This is a genomic window from Streptococcus sp. ZY171113, assembly GCF_057748235.1.
The window spans coordinates 358,024-375,521 of the sequence record NZ_CM173243.1; the positions used below are offsets into that span (position 1 = coordinate 358,024).

Annotated in this window: 14 protein-coding genes and 1 other RNA gene; 11 read left to right on the forward strand and 4 right to left on the reverse strand. The window is 48.4% G+C overall.

The window, feature by feature from the left end; translation table 11 throughout:
* Window positions 1–9: 9 nt before the first annotated feature.
* Window positions 10–855, reverse strand: a complete 846-nt coding sequence (locus AC3ARB_RS01815) for a hypothetical protein (protein ID WP_488320886.1) — start codon at window positions 853–855, stop codon at window positions 10–12.
* Window positions 856–1,163: 308 nt separating this feature from the next.
* On the opposite strand from AC3ARB_RS01815, the gene AC3ARB_RS01820 reads away from it, so the two are divergent.
* A complete protein-coding gene (locus AC3ARB_RS01820) occupies window positions 1,164–2,360 on the forward strand; it encodes a phosphoglycerate kinase (protein ID WP_488320887.1) in 1,197 nt (398 codons plus the stop codon).
* A 59-nt stretch (window positions 2,361–2,419) separates the two neighbouring features.
* A complete protein-coding gene (locus AC3ARB_RS01825; protein ID WP_488320888.1) occupies window positions 2,420–3,109 on the forward strand; it encodes a CPBP family intramembrane glutamic endopeptidase in 690 nt (229 codons plus the stop codon).
* Between the two features lie 198 nt (window positions 3,110–3,307).
* Here the strand turns inward: AC3ARB_RS01825 and pbp1a are convergent, their stop codons facing one another.
* Together pbp1a and recU are read right to left on the reverse strand one after the other, a co-directional pair.
* Window positions 3,308–5,497: a penicillin-binding protein PBP1A gene (gene pbp1a / locus AC3ARB_RS01830; RefSeq protein WP_488320889.1), complete on the reverse strand. Its 2,190-nt coding sequence runs from the start codon at window positions 5,495–5,497 to the stop codon at window positions 3,308–3,310.
* Window positions 5,469–6,080, reverse strand: a complete 612-nt coding sequence (recU, locus tag AC3ARB_RS01835; protein ID WP_488320890.1) for a Holliday junction resolvase RecU — start codon at window positions 6,078–6,080, stop codon at window positions 5,469–5,471. The genes pbp1a and recU overlap by 29 nt, the downstream gene beginning before the upstream one ends.
* Before the next feature lie 78 nt (window positions 6,081–6,158).
* Between recU and AC3ARB_RS01840 the strand changes: the two genes are divergently transcribed.
* The 7 genes from AC3ARB_RS01840 to AC3ARB_RS01870 all read left to right on the forward strand — a co-directional run bounded on the left by AC3ARB_RS01840 (window position 6,159) and on the right by AC3ARB_RS01870 (window position 11,295).
* Window positions 6,159–6,686, forward strand: a complete 528-nt coding sequence (locus AC3ARB_RS01840) for an SLOG family protein (protein WP_488320891.1) — start codon at window positions 6,159–6,161, stop codon at window positions 6,684–6,686.
* Window positions 6,687–6,779: 93 nt separating this feature from the next.
* Complete coding sequence (gene gpsB / locus AC3ARB_RS01845) at window positions 6,780–7,154, forward strand: cell division regulator GpsB (RefSeq protein WP_488320892.1); 375 nt, start codon at window positions 6,780–6,782, stop codon at window positions 7,152–7,154.
* 11 nt (window positions 7,155–7,165) lie between these two features.
* Window positions 7,166–7,541, forward strand: an RNA gene (gene rnpB, locus AC3ARB_RS01850) — RNase P RNA component class B.
* A 60-nt stretch (window positions 7,542–7,601) separates the two neighbouring features.
* Window positions 7,602–8,759 carry a THUMP domain-containing class I SAM-dependent RNA methyltransferase gene (locus tag AC3ARB_RS01855; RefSeq protein ID WP_488320893.1) on the forward strand — a complete coding sequence of 386 codons (1,158 nt, stop codon included), beginning with the start codon at window positions 7,602–7,604 and terminating at the stop codon, window positions 8,757–8,759.
* A 13-nt stretch (window positions 8,760–8,772) separates the two neighbouring features.
* Entirely contained in the window at window positions 8,773–10,149 is a 1,377-nt protein-coding gene (locus tag AC3ARB_RS01860) for a cell division site-positioning protein MapZ family protein (protein ID WP_488320894.1), read from the forward strand.
* 236 nt (window positions 10,150–10,385) lie between these two features.
* Window positions 10,386–10,976, forward strand: a complete 591-nt coding sequence (locus tag AC3ARB_RS01865) for an ATP-dependent Clp protease proteolytic subunit (RefSeq protein WP_488320895.1) — start codon at window positions 10,386–10,388, stop codon at window positions 10,974–10,976.
* Window positions 10,977–11,007: 31 nt separating this feature from the next.
* Complete coding sequence (locus AC3ARB_RS01870; RefSeq protein ID WP_488320896.1) at window positions 11,008–11,295, forward strand: putative quinol monooxygenase; 288 nt, start codon at window positions 11,008–11,010, stop codon at window positions 11,293–11,295.
* 582 nt (window positions 11,296–11,877) lie between these two features.
* Here the strand turns inward: AC3ARB_RS01870 and tyrS are convergent.
* Complete coding sequence (tyrS, locus tag AC3ARB_RS01875; RefSeq protein WP_488320897.1) at window positions 11,878–13,134, reverse strand: tyrosine--tRNA ligase; 1,257 nt, start codon at window positions 13,132–13,134, stop codon at window positions 11,878–11,880.
* A 243-nt stretch (window positions 13,135–13,377) separates the two neighbouring features.
* Between tyrS and AC3ARB_RS01880 the strand changes: the two genes are divergently transcribed.
* Both AC3ARB_RS01880 and AC3ARB_RS01885 read left to right on the forward strand, forming a co-directional pair.
* Window positions 13,378–14,832: a hypothetical protein gene (locus tag AC3ARB_RS01880; protein ID WP_488320898.1), complete on the forward strand. Its 1,455-nt coding sequence runs from the start codon at window positions 13,378–13,380 to the stop codon at window positions 14,830–14,832.
* Window positions 14,833–15,001: 169 nt separating this feature from the next.
* On the forward strand, window positions 15,002–17,473 hold the full coding sequence (locus AC3ARB_RS01885; protein ID WP_488320899.1) for a bifunctional DnaQ family exonuclease/ATP-dependent helicase: 2,472 nt from the start codon (window positions 15,002–15,004) through the stop codon (window positions 17,471–17,473).
* The last annotated feature ends 25 nt before the right edge of the window (window positions 17,474–17,498 follow it).

Genomic DNA, 17,498 nt, shown 5'->3' on the forward strand with positions numbered 1-17,498 from the left:
CGTCTATGCTCAAGTAATCATTTTGATGTGTTCTTCTACAAAAATTTTGGATGTTTCTTGTGAGATTCTAGCAAGATCACTGAGACAAAATCCCTGTTCTAATAGCCTATCAAATAATGTCCAAGCGGCATAATAGGCTTCTCGTTCGTGATTGGTCGTTCCTAACCCCATGGTGAACTGAAAGAGCACTTCTGAAGTTTCCTCTTTCACATAAGGTAAAATGCCTTTTAGGATGTCCCTATGCTTGTCACGGCACTCCTTATACCATTCTTCTTTACTGGAAATGTATTGATGGTCGCTCAGGCCGGGAACGACTGCTTGGCTAACCTTCATTGCCAGCCCTTCTTCTAAAATAAGACATGCTAGAGGTCTTAGCCATTGGGCATTTGATTTTTGGATTTTATTATGAATGATATGTGTTAATTCGTGAGCCAGTAGCATCTCGTTATACAAGTTGCTGTTATCATTTTCAATTGGGAAACACAAGGCTAACTTATCACCATTCGGAGCAACAAAAGCATTTCCTTCAAAAAATCCGACGAAATAGATGACACTAAATGAAACGGAGTCGCTATAATTTAAGGTTGCTTTGATGTTTTCTAATAGACGATAGATCTTGTCTTCATCAACCTCAAACCGTTTAATCCGCTCAATCGATTCTTCATAATTGGCATAAGCTGTTTCAAATAGTTCAAAAGCACGTTTTTGCCCGTCATCTGTCGGTGGAACAGCGGCAAAACCATACTTTTCTTTCCAAATTTTAAATTTATCCTGCACAGTGTCAACTGTTTTAGATGCCTCATAAAACTCTAAAAATTTATTTTTCAGGCTGATAAATTCGATGTTATTGACCATATCCTTCTCCTCTGACCAGCGTCAACGATGACAGCCTCTTTTAACTATCTATTAGTAACAAGAGTTTAGGAAAACCTGCTAAAAACCTTATTCAAGACTCTTCAACCCGTTCAAAGGCATCGCTCTAAGCTGTCTGCCTTGCTGGCCATGACTATTGTTGTCATAAGAGCTATTATAGCACAAAATCCCTTCCTTGTAAAAATGGCAGAGCTTTTGAGCCAGAAAGCAAAAAATTCACAAGTTTTTGAGAAAAAATTTCATGAATGTGCTATAATGGAAGGGTAAACAAAAATTTAAGGAGGCCATCCATGGCAAAATTGACTGTAAAAGACATCGACCTTAAAGGCAAGAAAGTCCTCGTCCGTGTTGACTTTAACGTTCCTTTGAAAGACGGCGTCATCACCAACGACAACCGCATCACAGCGGCTCTTCCAACCATCAAGTACATCCTTGAAAATGGTGGCCGTGCCATCCTCTTCTCTCACCTTGGTCGTGTTAAAGAAGAAGCTGATAAGGCTGGTAAGTCACTCGCTCCAGTTGCCAAGGCTCTTGGCGAAAAATTGGGTCAAGATGTTGTTTTCCCAGGTGCTACTCGTGGTGAAGAACTGGAAGCAGCTATCAACGCTTTGGAAGATGGCCAAGTGCTCTTGGTTGAAAACACTCGTTTTGAAGATGTTGACGGCAAGAAAGAATCTAAAAACGACGCTGAACTCGGTGCTTACTGGGCATCACTTGGTGACGGCATCTTCGTTAACGACGCTTTCGGTACAGCCCACCGTGCCCACGCCTCAAACGTTGGTATCTCAGCTAACGTAGAGAAAGCCGTAGCTGGTTTCCTTTTGGAAAACGAAATTGCTTACATCCAAGAAGCTGTTGAAGCACCTGTTCGTCCATTCGTGGCCATCCTTGGTGGTTCAAAAGTTTCTGATAAGATTGGTGTTATCGAAAACTTGCTTGAGAAAGCTGACAAAGTCCTTATCGGTGGTGGCATGACTTACACCTTCTACAAGGCTCAAGGTATCGAAATCGGTAACTCATTGGTTGAAGAAGATAAGCTTGACGTGGCTAAGTCACTTCTTGAAAAAGCCAACGGCAAACTGATCTTGCCAGTTGACTCTAAAGAAGCCAACGCTTTCGCAGGTTACGATGTTGTTCGTGACACTGAAGGCGAAGCTGTTTCTGAAGGCTTCCTTGGCCTTGACATCGGTCCTAAATCAATCGCTAAATTTGAAGCTGAGCTTGAAGGTGCTAAGACAGTTGTTTGGAACGGTCCTATGGGTGTCTTTGAAAACCCTGACTTCCAAGCTGGTACAATCGGTGTGATGGATGCTATCGTGAAGCAACCAGAAGTGAAATCAATCATCGGTGGTGGTGACTCAGCAGCAGCAGCCATCAACCTTGGCCGTGCAGACAAGTTCTCATGGATCTCAACAGGTGGTGGAGCTTCAATGGAACTCCTCGAAGGTAAAGTTCTTCCAGGCTTGTCAGCCTTGACTGAAAAATAAGTCATTTGACGATAAGAGAGGTGGTTGACCACCTCTCGTTGTTATTTTTAGGAGAAAACATGAAAAAGAATCTTAGTCAAGTCATCCTTAAAAAAGTATGGGTTATCATCCAGTTTGTCGCTCTGGCTTGGTTGTCGACAAGCCTGATTGTCTGGTCAGATGATCTCCACCAAAGCAATCAGTTAACAGACACGAGGGTTTTTGTGGTTGTCTTGTTAACCCTACCTCAGCTTGGCTTTTTTATCTGGTATGCTGTGCAACAAGGCTTGTTGAAAAAAGAAACCTTCTCATGGAGGTTGATAAAAACCAGTCTCTGGGGTCTCTTAATCCTTTTGCTAGGTAACCCTCTGCTCCATGCTCTTTTGGATTTGATGGGGCTAGGTATTGAAACGACAGCCAATCAGCAGGAAATTTTAGCCTTGATTGGCAGCTATCCACCTGTTTTGCTGTTCATCCAAAGTGTCTTAGTGGCTCCTATTTTGGAAGAAATTCTCTTTCGAGGTATTTTGGGGGAATTGCTGTGCGGTAAAAGCTTTTTGGCCTATCTGATTCCGACCACTCTGTTTGCTCTAGCCCATCGCCCGACGGATATCGGCTCATTTGTCGCTTATTTTTGGCCCGCTCTAGTATTTTCGTATCTTTATCGATCAACTGGACGTTTAGAAGTGCCCATGTTAACGCATCTCTTGATGAATGGCTTGGCCTTTACAGTCGCTTATTTGGTCCATTATGGCATTCTGGTGGTTTAATGGGTGGATAGTTTAGAACATTCAAGTCAGACTCGTCTGAAAAATTCCTTGGATTTTAGGTCCCAAGGAATTTTTTTGATGTGCGATTTTTCAAGGAGGGCAGGTTGTTGAGACCTCGTAGGCTGCCAAACGAAAAGCAAACTCAAGTTAGAGTTTGCTTTTTGTCTGAACAGAGATTTTTCGCTTGGAACGATTCTTCTAGCCGTTGTCGCTACTTGAGCTGCTTTCAGTGCTTGTTGACGATTCGGTGTTCGATGAAGCACTCGTCTCACTCTGGCTGGAAGGGCTACTCTCAGTAGTTGTCGTACTTGTTTCAGAAGAAGTGATAGACGTTTCGGTAGTGGCTGGTGTTGTCCAAGCAGAACCATAGTAACCTGTATAGGAAGAGAACTGCTGTTGAGGGGTGTACCCCTCTCTATAGAGGTAGTTACCACTACGGTAGAGGCCTTCTGGCATTACCCAGTCCGCGCCAGAATAGTCATCTAAGTAGCTCATCATGGCCTTATAGACTTGCTGGGCGATACGAATATCACTACCATATAGTGGCGTCAAACGGTTGTTGTAACCAGTCCAGACAGCCATGGAGTATTGTGGGGTGTAACCAACAAACATTTCATCTGGTGCCATGAGACCAACACTCTCAGGAGTTACCCCGTGTTCTTGAGCGATAATCTCGTATTCTTCATCGGTGTAGTTTGAAGTTCCTGATTTACCTGCCTGGTTGATGCCAGGGATGTAGGCTGTTGTACCGGTACCACCAGTATAGAGAACTGTTTTTAGAATATCAGTCATCATGTAGGCCGTGATTTCTGACATGGCACGGGTAGCCTCAGGAGCGTATTCTTCGATGCGGCCATCGCTGAATTCGATTTTACGGACGTACTGTGGCTTGATGTAGGTGCCGCCGTTGGCAAAGGCAGCGTAAGCTGCAGCCATTTTTTCACTGCTGGCACCGTATTCTTGGTCAACGACAGATGTGTGGCTGGAAATGGCGTTGGAATAATAGAGTTCAGGGTAGTTAATCCCGATTTGACTGAGGAAAGCTTTTGAACGATCTAGGCCGACGGCTTCCAATGTTTTGACGGCTGGGACGTTACGAGAGGTTTGGACAGCTTGTTGAACAGTCATCCAACCATAGTGGAGTTTGTCCCAGTTGTTTAGCTCGGTGTAGGTCCCTGGCCAATAGTAGCGATTGTCCTGGATTTGGTGACCGGTAGTTTGGTAAACCTCGTATTCAAAAGCAGGGGCGTAATCGGTGATTGGTTTCATGGTTGAACCCCAGTCGCGGTCGGTCATAACGGCTTGGTTGGTACCAAAAGAGGTGTTTGGGTCTTGGTGACGTCCTCCCAATTGGGCGATGACCTTACCATTTGTGACGTCCATGACTGTTGAGGCCACTTGGAACTCGTTATCTGGGTAGTAAACAAATTCGTCCGTGTTGTAAATGTTCCAGAGGTGTTGTTGGACTTCCAAATCAACGTTGGTGTAAACCCTGAGACCGGCAGTGAAGAGATCGCTACCAGTTTTTGCTTCCACTTCTGCGACCACTTGCTTGAGGTAGTTATCCAAGTAATGAGGGTAACTTGGCGCTTCAGAGAGGGGCAAAAGACCGTCGGTAATCGGGGTGGCAACAGCCATGTCATACTCTTCTTGGCTAATATGTTCATGACGCAACATTTGGCCTAGAACCAGATTACGACGTTCCTGAGCGAATTCAGGGTTGATATAGGGGTTGTACTGGCTAGGTGCTTGCGGGATACCGGCCAAAAGGGCTACTTGAGCAGTTGTCAGGTCCTTCAAGTCCTTACCAAAATAGGCTTTTGAAGCTGTCAACATGCCGTAGTTACCGTTACCCATGAAGACCTTGTTGATGTAGAAGGTCAGGATTTGGTCCTTGGAATATTGCTTCTCCATTTGGAGGGAGAGCCAGACTTCCTGAGCCTTCCGCTTGAGGGTACGGTCAGAATTTTCGGTTGAGAAATAGGCCAATTTAATCAACTGTTGGTCCAAGGTTGAGCCCCCTTGGAGGGTGTCGTTGGTTAAATTGTGCCAGGCAGAGCCTAAGATACGATAGACATCGACACCACGGTGTTGGTAGAAACGGTGGTCTTCGATGGCTGTGATGGCCTGGGTCAATTTGAGAGGGATGTTTTCAGCGGTAATGCTTTCCCGCTTTTCAGCTCCCAAATCAGCGATGAGATTGTCTTGGTTATCAAAAACCAAGCTGGAGCTAGTTGCTTGCAGGACCTCCTCGTTGAGTGTGGGAGCACTGCTCACATAATAGGTGAACAGCAGGCCACCAGCGAGAATAGCCAAAATTGATGCGACAAGGCCGACACCAAGGACGTATTTGAGAAGTTTAAGAGAAGTCTTTTTGATGGTAATCACCGCCTAATAAATTTTTATCAATAACATCAAGGTAGGGAATTTGAGGAAAAGCACCGTGAGGGATAGCGAACCCAAATTTTTTGATATAATCAAGAGGAATGGATTTGCCACCATCAGGCGTTTGGTAACAAGCAATCAGGTGTTTGGCAGGTAAGAGGAAGGTCAGCTGGAGCTGCGAAAAATGCAGCAGGACAAAACTGATGCCCCCTTGGTCAATCACCCGTGCCATATGCTCAATTTGGTGGGGATGAAAGTTTTTTAGGGGAAAAGCTGTTTTTTGCTGGGTTTCCTTGGCCTCAAAATCCAGATAGCGTCCCCGATAGACGCCAGAGTAGTCGGTTGTTGAGGCCTGCCTGAAATAGGCCTCGACAATCTTGGCTCGGCTTCGTTTGGGGTAATCAACCTTGACAATCTGAATAGGGGTTGGTTTCTTGTGAATGACTGCCCGCCCCCTAGACAAGTAGTAGTCGTTGGTAGCGTTGATGGCGGTCTCAAAAGACATGCCCCGATTAGCAAAAGTTGTTTTGGGTTGCTGGTTGTTTTTTTGAGGCGACCTCTTTATCTGATTGGGATAGTTTACCATAGCCCTCCTTTTTACCTCTCCCTGATGTTAGAGGAGAATCACTCTATTATACCATAAATTTTGAAAGGATAACAAATAATGTCTGCAATTCTCATCGCTGGTTATAAAACAACCGATTTAGGGATTTTTTCTGAGAAGGACCCCAAAGTAAAACTGATCAAACAAGCCATTAGAAAGGACTTAATCAGTTTTTTGGAGGAGGGAGTTGACTGGTTTGTCTTTCAGGGGAATTTGGGCTTTGAGGTTTGGTGTTTGGAAATTGCTAGGGATTTGCAGGCTCTCTATCCTTTGCAATTGGCGACCCTTTTTCCCTTTGCAGATTATGGGCAACAGTGGTCGGAGGCCAATCAAGCTGTCTTAGCCCAATTTCGCCAGGTAGATTATGTTAACCATAGTTTCCAGTGTTATGAACAGCCAAGGCAACTGAGGGATTATCAGGAGTTTTTGATAAAAAACACTCAAGGGATTTACTTATTCTATGATGATGATTGCCCGACAAGGCTGTCTTATCTGGATAAGCGGGTGCGTGAGGAATCGGATTTTTGGATCAAGAGACTGACCTTTGAACGCCTCAACGAACTGGCCCAAGATATGGCTGAAAATTAAAAAGTTTTTACTTGATTTTTTACGTGAAATTTTGTACCATGGAGAGGAACGTTTTTTGAACGGTAGCAACAAGTTTCAGTACGGAGTGAGAGAATGGCAAATGTGATTTACAGCCCTAAAGACATCTATGAACAAGAGTTCAAAGTTGTGATGCGTGGCTTTGATAAGGTAGAGGTTGACGAGTTCTTGGACAACGTCATTCAGGATTATGAACTGTTTTTGGCAGAGATTTCAGCCTTAAAGTTGGAAAATGCTCGCCTCAAAGCACAAATCCAGGAGTTGGAGGAGGAGAAGTTAACCCAGACGCAAGAACTAGACCATTCTTACCGTCAGCCAACGCCTGCCTATGGCTATGACGACTTTGCTCAGGAAACGGTCAAGCCAAGTTCGGCGGCGAGCAACTATGACATTCTTAAACGTTTGAGCCGTTTGGAACTAGAAGTTTTCGGCAAGCAGATTGCTGAATAAGATGATGTGCAATTTTTGGATAATCGCGTGCTGAGTTAGATTGGCATGAGGAAAGTCCATGCTAGCACTGGCTGTGATGCCGGTAGTGTTTGTGCTAGACGAACCAATAAGTCTAGGGACGCAGTTTTCTGCGTTACGGCGGTCAAACCGGCTAAGTCTTCGGATATGCCCAAGTCGACCTGAAAGTGCCACAGTGACGGAGTTTTCGGGGAAACCTGAAAAATGGAACGCGGTAAACCCCTCAAGCTAGCAACCCAAACTTTGGTCGGGGCACGAGGAGGCTGGAAACGAACGGACCACCTTGGCTGTTGCCTGGCAACAGAAGACAGATGATTATACAGGGAAGCAAGACCTAGTTGCTTCCTGGACAAAACATGGCTTATAGAAAATTGCATAATAGGTAGGCTAGCGGATGCTAGCCTTTGTTGTAACATAAGAAAGAAACAGATGAAACAAGAATTTACATTAGTGGCGACAGCCGCAGCAGGCCTAGAGGCCGTTGTCGGCAAGGAAATCAGAAACCTGGGTCTGGATTGCCAAGTGGAAAACGGCAAGGTCCGCTTCAAGGGCGGTGTCAAGGAAATCATCACCACCAATCTCTGGCTGCGGGCAGCTGACCGCATCAAAATCATCGTGGGTGAGTTTCCTGCCCATACTTTTGAAGAGCTTTTTCAGGGCGTTTTTGCCCTGGACTGGGAAAACTACCTGCCACTAGGCTGTGCCTTTCCCATCAGCAAGGCCAAGTGCGTCAAGTCCAAACTCCACAACGAACCCAGCGTTCAGGCCATCACCAAAAAAGCGGTGGTGAAAAAGCTCCAGAAGCATTTCCATCGCCCAGAGGGGGTACCCCTCATGGAGAATGGCCCTGAGTTCAAGATTGAGGTCTCTATCCTTAAAGACCGAGCGACAGTTATGATTGACACGACTGGTTCCAGCCTCTTCAAACGGGGCTATCGGACCGAAAAAGGTGGTGCTCCCATCAAGGAAAACATGGCAGCGGCCATCATGCTTCTGACCAACTGGTTCCCTGACAAGCCTCTGGTGGACCCGACCTGTGGTTCTGGCACCTTCTGTATCGAGGCGGCTATGATTGGGCTCAACATCGCCCCTGGCTTCAACCGGAACTTTGCCTTTGAGGCCTGGCCCTGGGTGGACAAGGCTTTGGTGGAGCAGGTTCGGGCTGACGCCGATAGCAAAGCTAACTATGATGTTCAGTTGGACATCTCTGGTTTTGACATTGACCACCGCATGGTGGAGATTGCCCAGAAAAATGCTCAAGAAGCAGGTCTAGGGGATGTCATCACCTTCAAACAGATGCGGTTGCAGGATTTCCGAACCAACAAGACCAACGGGGTCATCGTGTCCAACCCACCTTATGGCGAACGGCTTTTAGATGACAAGGCCATCGGGATTTTGTATAATGAGATGGGGCAGACTTTTGCGCCCTTGAAAACATGGAGCAAGTTTATTCTGACCAGCGATGAAAATTTTGAAACGACATACGGCCAAACGGCTGACAAGAAGCGAAAACTCTACAATGGCACTCTCCGAGTGGATCTCTACCAGTTTTACGGTACGCGTGTCAAGAGACCTAACCAAGATTAAAGGAGGAACAAGCATGGCAAAGGATTTGATACCACAAGATGACCAGACCCTGAAGTTTGAAGAAGCGACTAACCTTACCGTTGAGGAAGCTGTTCAAAAAGAAGCAGATATGGTCGCAGGGATTACCCCTAACGATGGGGTATTAGACAAGTATATCAAGAGAAACCGTGAAAAGGTTGGCGAGCGAAAATTCGATAGCCAGTTGGCAGGTGCTTCTCAACTGGACACTACTACCCTGGATAACTATATCCAGAAGCAACGGGAAAAATTAGAAGAAACAGGTACTTTGCCTGTTTCTCCAGTAGCGACACCAGAGGCTAAAAAACCAGCAATTCCTGTGATTGATTTTACAAATTTACCAGAAGTTGGTTCAAAACAAGCTGACGTGAGCGGGGTTGAAACCTTCTATGGGGAAACCTTTTTGACACCTAAGCCCGTTTACAAGCACAAAAAAGCCATTATCGGTGGTTTGGCGGCACTTCTTTTGACTACGGTTGGTTTGGCTTATGGTTTGAACTACCTCAGCAAGCAAGGGGAAACAGAAACTTCGCCTAGCAGTTCGGGTACTGTTAGCACCAAGACAACAACGAGCCGCTCGTCAACAGCAGACTCTTCACAGGTTCAAGCAGACAGCAAGGCCTTTGATGACCTCTTCAAGACCTTCTTTGCGGATGAGGACCAGACAAAGCCATTGAACAGCGCCTTTGCTGAGCTTCCAAAATTGGAAGAAGCCCTGAAAAAATTGGAAGGGACCTCGGCTTACGAAGCGGCTAAAACCAAGTTTGATGGGTTGGAAAAGGCCATCACAGCCATTCAGGCCATCAATGACAAATTTGAAAGTCCAGTGATTGTAGACGGTGAAAAACTGACTGCCAGCCTCAAATCAGGAGCCAGCTTGGAGGATTTGACCGCCTCAGCCCTTAACACTGGCCGAGCCAGTCTAGATAGCCTGCTCCAAGGTGTTATCACCGAAGCGAGAGGCCTTGCTCAGACCGGCTCAGGAAGCACTACGACCAGCACAGCTGCTGGGACCACTGCTTCGGAGGTTTATGTGCCGATTGTTGAAGGGCCAACTGCTAAGGTTGAAGCTGAATACAGCCATTTGGAACGACACATGAGCCGAGTGCCTTACAACGATCAAGCTATCGCTGATACGCAAAACCCTGCTTGGACCTTTACCCCAGGTGTCTTGGAAGAAATCCTGCGTGTTTCTCGTGAGCGAGCTTACATCACAGGAGAGGACTATATCCTTGAACCTGTCAATATCATCAATGGCAATGGTTACTACAACTTGTTTAGAGGAGATGGTACCTACCTCTTCTCCTTGAATGCCAAAACAGGTTATTTTGTTGGTAATGGTTCAGGCCATGCAGACGCTTTGGATTATTAAGGGATTAAGAACCTGTATTCACATCTCAGCATTCACCTGACTGGCTAGTTTTGGCTCACTCTTTGTCACATTTTTTGGTAATACGGGCAGTATTTCTGCAAAAATGTTTCTCGATTGCACCAAAACTAGCCTAGTCAATCAAATCCTTCGATTGTGAATACAGGTTCTAAGGTTTTTGTTTGACCATTTCTGACCAAAGCGGTATAATGATAGAAAATCATCTTTTGGAGGGACTTATGATTCCAGTAGTCATTGAACAAACCAGTCGTGGTGAACGTTCTTATGATATTTATTCTCGCCTGCTCAAGGACCGCATCATCATGCTGACCGGTCCTGTTGAGGACAACATGGCTAACAGCATTATCGCTCAGCTTCTTTTCCTGGATGCCCAGGACCCAACCAAGGACATCTACCTCTATGTGAACACACCTGGAGGCTCAGTTTCAGCTGGTTTGGCCATCGTGGACACCATGAACTTTATCAAGGCAGATGTCCAAACCATCGTGATGGGTGTGGCGGCTTCTATGGGAACCATCATCGCTTCATCTGGTGCCAAGGGCAAGCGGTTCATGCTGCCCAACGCTGAGTACATGATTCACCAACCGATGGGTGGTACAGGTGGAGGAACCCAGCAAACCGATATGGCCATTGCTGCCGAGCACCTGCTCAAGACCCGTAAACGCCTAGAACAAATCTTGGCTGACAATTCTGGTAAGACCGTGCGTCAAATCCACAAGGATGCGGAGCGTGATTACTGGATGACGGCCGAAGAAACCCTAGCTTATGGTTTCATTGACGAAATCATGTCCAACAATGCTTTGAACTAACCCCTTTCCCGACTTCTAGTCGGGTTTTTTATTGGATGAAAGCAACCGCCCTCAACGGTTTTGTTTTCCTATCGTGGGAAATGGCCGAGCCCTGCAGTTTGTTGAGGACATGGAGGGGGCTGAACTAGCTGTCGCTATCCGTCAGCGGTCAGGGAACCTGCGGTATGACTATTTTGTCTCCCATGCCAATCCTGATCAGGTGCTCTTGGTGGACACTTGGACAGACCAAGCAGCTTTTGATACCCACCATACCTCACCCGAGATGACCCAAATCATGGCCCTGAGAGAAACACATGGCCGCCCAGGGGTTGGTGTATGACCAGGCCAATTTTTCTGACCATGGCAAGTCTTTTCAGCGAGATTAAAAGAACCCACCGCTGAGTAGCAGCGGTGGGTTAGCTTGTTATTCTTTCTCAGCTGGCTGGTTGGTCAGGAGGTCGTTGTAGTTTTCTTCGTCTTCGTGGTTATCACGGATGACCTTAGACAGGGTGAAGGGGTAAAGGTGTTGTTTCACGTTAGTCATAAAACTTCTCTGTTTTTACGAATAGTAAGGTACAGGAAAGTTTGGACGGTGGTTCTAAGTTTCTGAACGGGGGTGGTGCCTATGCAAGGATACACACATTCTGACAGAAAGGAGGAACAGTTTGTCACTAGCTGATCTAATGATGATACTGGTTGCTGTTGTCGGTCTTGTGATCGACTTGATTGGCCTTGTTATCATCATTGTTAAAGCCTTTACAGACAAAAAATAACCGTCACGAAACTTATACCAGGTTTTGACGGTTATTTTTTAACTCAAGAAACCTGAACCACCGTTTGGCGGTCCTGTGGCTCCGAGTGGGGACTCGGAGCTTTTCTATGTTTAGTATAGCAGACGGTTTGGTCGTCTGTCAAACAAAAACTAATAAGTCAAGACAAAGTAGTTTTTCTTACCACGGCGGATAACAGTCAACTCGCCGTCAATCTTGTCGGCATCGGTCAGGCTATAATCCAAATCCTGGACCTTGTCGCCGTTGATGGAGATGGCACCGTTGGTCACGTCCTCACGGGCCTGGCGTTTGGATGGGGAAATGCCTGCGGTGACCAGGACTTCCACGATGTTGCGGTCGTCTTGGCCGGTCACTTGGTAGGACTTGACGTGGCTGAGGCCTTGCTTGAGGTCGGCTGCCGACAGGCTCTTGATGTTACCTGCAAAGAGCTGATTGGTGATGTTGAGGGCTTGTTCGTAGGCTTCGGCTCCGTGAACCAGGGTCACGACTTCCTTGGCCAAGACTTTCTGGGCCAGGCGTTCGTGTCGGGCCTGGTTGAACTGGCTTTCCAGCTCGGCGATTTCCTCCAGAGACAGGAAGGTGAAAATCTTGAGGAAGCGGACAGCGTCCTCGTCCATAACGTTTAGGAAATATTGGTAGAGGGCGTAAGGGCTAGTTTTGGTAGCGTCCAGCCAGATGGCGTTGCCCTCGGACTTGCCGAACTTTTTGCCGGTGCTGTCGGTGATCAGGGGCACGGTCATGACATGGGCGGTCTTGCCAGCCTTACGGCGGAGGAGCTCGGTACCAGCGGTCATGTTGCCCCACTGGTCAGACCCACCGACCTGGAGGGTGACGTCATGGAGGCGGTTGAGCTCGTAGAAGTCGTAGCCCTGCATGATTTGGTAGGCAAACTCGGTGTAGGAGATGCCCGTCTGGATGCGGGACTTGACCGAGTCCTTGCTCATCATGTAGTTGACGGTGAAGTACTTGCCGACGTCTCGCAGGAAGTCGATGAAGCTGATAGAGCTGAACCAGTCGTAGTTGTTGGTCATGACGGCCTTGTTGTCGCCCTCGTCAAAGTTGAGGAAGCGAGAGAGTTGGCCTTGGATTTTGCCACTCCAGTCAGCCACGGTCTCCTTGGTTTGGAGGGAGCGTTCGCTGTCCTTAAAGGACGGGTCACCAATCAGACCAGTTGCACCGCCCACCAGTGGGAAGGGCTTGTGGCCAGCCAGTTGCAGGTGGCGGCCAATCAAAATCGGTACCAAGTGGCCCAGATGGAGGCTGTCTGCGGTCGGGTCGTAGCCGGTGTAGAAGGCCACTTGGCCCTCAGTCAGGGCCTTTTCCAAGGCCGCCTCGTCTGTGGTTTGGAAGACCAGGCCACGGGCCTTTAATTCTTGAAAAATGTTCATGCGTTTATCCTTTCAATGCCTTTACCCTCCATTATAGCAGAAAAAGGTGGGTCAGGGCAAGTTTTTGGGAAATGGCCGAGCGGTTAAGGGGGATGAGGGCTGGTTTGTTGGCTTTCTGTTTTTCAGAAAAATTTCTCTCGTTATCAGAAAACATTTACTTGCCTAAAATCGCAGTAAATACTTGACAAATTCGGGGGGGGGGGGTAAAATGATGGTGAATTTTTGTAGAAAAAGGAGACCAAGATGAAAAAAATGTTGAGATTGGGCCTAGTCCCCCTCACGGCCCTAACCTTGGCTGCTGTCGTCAATGCCCCTCTTGTCAAGGCTGAAGAAACAGCTGATATCAACACGGAAGTCACCTACACACCACTAGACGACCAGACTTCACCAGCTAATGACTCTTCATTAGTAGACCAGCGGTCAGCAGAGGAAACTCCGCCAGAGAACCAACAGCAACCTAAAACCATCACTGTTGACCTTGTGTCTAAAGCAGAAGATGGTACTGTTTTAGAGACCATAACTCGTGAGTTAAACTTGAATCCAGAACCAGGGATTTTTGGGTGGAGCTACTCCTACAAGGACAGGGCTAATCATATCGCAGGCTATCGGCTATCTCATTATAATCGTCATGAGGTGACCTATGACGAGGTTCAAAATGGTGATAGGGTTGTTTTAGAAGCTATTTTTAAGCCGGTTGCCCCCGACCAGCTGGATGAAGATGCCTTGACCTTTTCTGTCGTACCGTATGACACGAACCTTAAACCTTTGCCACTTGAACCTAAGACAGTGGTTATTTATCCAGGTGAGATATTCTATCCCAATGTAACAAACTCTCCTGTTTACCTTGGCTATGAGTTTAGAGGGGTAGGTCCAGTTACCCATACATATTATGATAAAGTCAAAGAGGCTATTGCTGAACGTGGTTCCTATAGCTTCGGTGTTCTCTACTCGCCAGCTGAGCCAAAAGAGGAATTGAAAAACAAAACCATCACCATCATTGAAGAACGTCAAGATGAAGAGGGGCGGGTGATTTTCAAGAAAGAACATGTGTTCAACTTGAAACCACATCAAGAGGAGCAGCTTCCACTTGATCAGACCCTTGATCAGCTCATTCGTGGTAGCAATATTGCGTCTTGGGATGCCTATGACGATGGTGCGGTCATCTACTTTACGACCCGCAGACGGCCTAAGGCTGACAAACCCGATTCAACTTTGGATGACTTTAAAAAAGACCAACAAACACCAGAGGTAAAACCAAACCCAGTTCCGACTCCTGAACCAGAAGACAAACCGGCCCCAACTCCAGTTCCAAAAGACTTGTCAGCCGACCGCAACAAGTTGCTCTTGAGCTTGGACGAGTCCAAGCTGACTGATGAGCAAAAGGGCAAACTGGCTGAGAAGATTGCCTTTGCGGAGACGGAGAAAGACTTGGCTGACCTCAAGGCTGAGTTGGTGACCCTGGTTAAGGCGGCTGAAAAGTCGACCGAGAAACCTGCTGATAAGCCGATGACAGGTAAGCCTGAGGTTAAAGCACCGACCCCTGCGGCAACAGCCAAGCCAGCAGCAAACACGCCTGCTAAGTCAGACAAGCCTGCCTTGCCTGCAACGGGTGATGGGGCTCGTTTGGGGCTTTTGGCAGCTGGTTTCAGCTTGCTTTTGCTGGGTCTTGGCTTGGCCAAGGCTCGGAAACACAATTAGATAGCTGAGTTGACCTAAGACAAACTCGATCGCAGGGCCTGCGGTCGGGTTTTTGTGTGGTCTGGGGTGACTGGTTGCGGTGGGGGAGACGGGGTGTTCTGCTTGGCTATTTCCCAAAAGCAGGGAAAGCCCTATCCCTAAGCGAGGGTCTTGTGCTATAATAGGAGCTATGAACAAGCAGTTGACAAGCTATGCCGTCGTGGATTTGGAGGCGACAGGAACGGGAGCTAGGGCCAGTATCATTCAGGTTGGGATTGTGATTGTGGAGCGGGGTCAGGTGGTGACCAGCTTTGCGACCGATGTTAATCCCCACGAGCCCTTGGATGACCACATCAGGTCCCTGACGGGGATTACGGATGAGCAATTGGCCAAGGCACCGACCTTTTCGCAGGTGGCTGGTCAGATTTATGATTTGATTAAGGACCGGGTTTTTGTGGCCCACAATGTCCATTTCGATGCTAACCTCTTGGCTGAGCAGCTTTTTTGGGAGGGCTATGAGCTCAAGACCCCACGGGTGGACACGGTTGAGCTGGCCCAGCTCTGTTTTCCGACGGTGGACAAGTACAACCTGTCGGCCCTGAGTGAGTTTTTGGGGATTGAGTTGTCTGCGGCCCATCAGGCCATCGACGATGCCCAGGCGACTGCCCAGCTTTTTATTCGGATCCAGCAGAAACTGGCTGGTCTGCCCCGTCAGACCCTATTAAGTCTTAACCAGCTGGCCGATAACTTGATTTATGAGACGGGTCAGGTTCTGGCGGAGGCCCTTGAGCAGGCTCCCCATCAGCCCTCGGCGGGTTTGGTAGCAGCTGGAGACTTGCTGGTGGCTGCTCCCCGTGTGACGCCGTCTGGTGGCCGTCCGACTGGGGACTTTGCCCGAGATCGTGAGGCCATGGGCCTGGATGATCGGCCGGTTCAGACCGCTTTTGCTGATTTGGTGACCCAGAGCTTTGACCAGCCCGAAGCCACCTTTATCGAGGGGCCTGCTGGTCTGGGCAAGACCTATGGTTACCTCTTGCCGCTTTTGGCAATGGCTGGCGCCCACCAGCTGGTGGTGGCTCTGCCGACCAAGCTCTTGCAGGACCAGATTGTGGCCCAAGAGGGGCAGGGCCTGGCAGAAGTTTTTCAGACCAGACTGACCAGCATCAAGGGGCCAAGAAATTATTTGGACCTGGATAGATTTGCCAGAAGCCTCAAGACACCAGACAGTAACCGCCTGATTAACCGCTACAAGATGCAACTCTTGATTTGGCTCTTGGAGACCCAGACAGGTGACCTGGATGAAATCAAGCAGAAGCAGGGCATGGAAGCCTATTTTGACCGGCTCAGGCATTGTGGCAAGGTGAACCACCGCTCGCCCTATTGGGAGGTGGATTTCTGGCACCGGCTGAGCCGAGAGGCTGAGGCCAGTCAGCTGGTGGTGACCAACCATGCCTTTCTTTTGGCCTGCCTCCAAGATGACCCGACCTACCTGGCCGACAAGGTCTTGGTGGTCGATGAGGCCCAGCGTTTCTTTCTGGCCATGGAGGCGGCTTCTCGAGCTCGGGTTGATATGACCCAGACCATGCTGACGCTTAATAGCCTGTTGGGCCAGGAAAAATCCCTGCTCCACCGTAGGCTCTTGGAGAGCATCCAGGCCAGGCTGGGTCAGCTGGTCTCGACCTATTACGCCAATCGGTCGGCTGGTCTGGATATGACCTTGATTGAGGGCCTGCGTTTGGACCTGTCCGAATACGACCAGCCTAGTTTAGAGGACCTGCGAGCCGTTTTAGCCCCGCATTACCGAGACTTTTGGCTGGAAACCAGCCAAGCAGAGGGCAAACGCCAGACCGAGCTGGTCGGGGCTAGTCTGGACTTCCTGCAATTGGCTCCCTACTTGGACCAGGTTAAGAAAGCCTATTTTATTTCAGCAACGGTGGCCATCAGTAAACGGGTAGCCCTGCCAGACCTCTTGGGACTAGATTACTACCAGCTCCACCAGCTGCCTCAAGTCCCTAATCCCAAACAACACATCTGGTTGGATACCACCATGCCTGAACCACTGGTCAGCGATGAGGGGCCTTACTGGGACGAGGTGGCCGACCGCTTGCGGATCTTGAGCCATCTTGACTTGCCCATGCTGGTCCTCTTCACCGCCAAGCAGGCCCTCCAGCAGGTTTCGGACCAGTTGGATACCTGGGGGATTTCCCATCTGGCTCAGGGCAAGCAGGGGCAAGCCAGTCAGGTCAAGCGGCGGTTTGACCGAGGTGACAGCAAACTCTTGCTGGGGACAGGTAGTTTCTGGGAGGGGGCGGATTTTGCCCAGCAGGACCAGCTCCTGATTGTGGTGACCAAGTTGCCTTTTGACAACCCCAAAGAGGGTTTTATCAAGAAGGTCAATCGCTACCTGACCCAGACGGGGCGCAAACCCTTTTACGACTATGCCCTGCCCCTGGCGGGGCTCAGGCTCAAGCAGGCCTTGGGGCGGGGCCAACGAACAGCCCAACAAGACTCCTTGGTGGTGATTTTGGACGGCAGGCTCCACAGCAAACCCTACGGCAAGAGCCTGATTAAGGGACTGACCCAGTTGGCCCCCCTAAAATCGGAAAAATTTGTACAAATCCTGTCAGAAATTCAAGAATTTTGCTATAATGAAAGGGACTGACACGATTAACAGGGTCAAGCAGGAG

What these genes read in the sequence shown, in the direction of transcription:
- AC3ARB_RS01880 (WP_488320898.1), top strand. Translation starts at nt 13,378, where the DNA reads ATGAAAAAAATGTTGAGATTGGGCCTAGTCCCCCTCACGGCCCTAACC.
- AC3ARB_RS01840 (WP_488320891.1), top strand. Translation starts at nt 6,159, where the DNA reads ATGTCTGCAATTCTCATCGCTGGTTATAAAACAACCGATTTAGGGATT.
- AC3ARB_RS01815 (WP_488320886.1), bottom strand. Translation starts at nt 855, where the DNA reads ATGGTCAATAACATCGAATTTATCAGCCTGAAAAATAAATTTTTAGAG.
- recU (WP_488320890.1), bottom strand. Translation starts at nt 6,080, where the DNA reads ATGGTAAACTATCCCAATCAGATAAAGAGGTCGCCTCAAAAAAACAAC.
- AC3ARB_RS01885 (WP_488320899.1), top strand. Translation starts at nt 15,002, where the DNA reads ATGAACAAGCAGTTGACAAGCTATGCCGTCGTGGATTTGGAGGCGACA.
- AC3ARB_RS01855 (WP_488320893.1), top strand. Translation starts at nt 7,602, where the DNA reads ATGAAACAAGAATTTACATTAGTGGCGACAGCCGCAGCAGGCCTAGAG.
- gpsB (WP_488320892.1), top strand. Translation starts at nt 6,780, where the DNA reads ATGGCAAATGTGATTTACAGCCCTAAAGACATCTATGAACAAGAGTTC.
- AC3ARB_RS01860 (WP_488320894.1), top strand. Translation starts at nt 8,773, where the DNA reads ATGGCAAAGGATTTGATACCACAAGATGACCAGACCCTGAAGTTTGAA.
- tyrS (WP_488320897.1), bottom strand. Translation starts at nt 13,134, where the DNA reads ATGAACATTTTTCAAGAATTAAAGGCCCGTGGCCTGGTCTTCCAAACC.
- AC3ARB_RS01865 (WP_488320895.1), top strand. Translation starts at nt 10,386, where the DNA reads ATGATTCCAGTAGTCATTGAACAAACCAGTCGTGGTGAACGTTCTTAT.
- AC3ARB_RS01820 (WP_488320887.1), top strand. Translation starts at nt 1,164, where the DNA reads ATGGCAAAATTGACTGTAAAAGACATCGACCTTAAAGGCAAGAAAGTC.
- AC3ARB_RS01825 (WP_488320888.1), top strand. Translation starts at nt 2,420, where the DNA reads ATGAAAAAGAATCTTAGTCAAGTCATCCTTAAAAAAGTATGGGTTATC.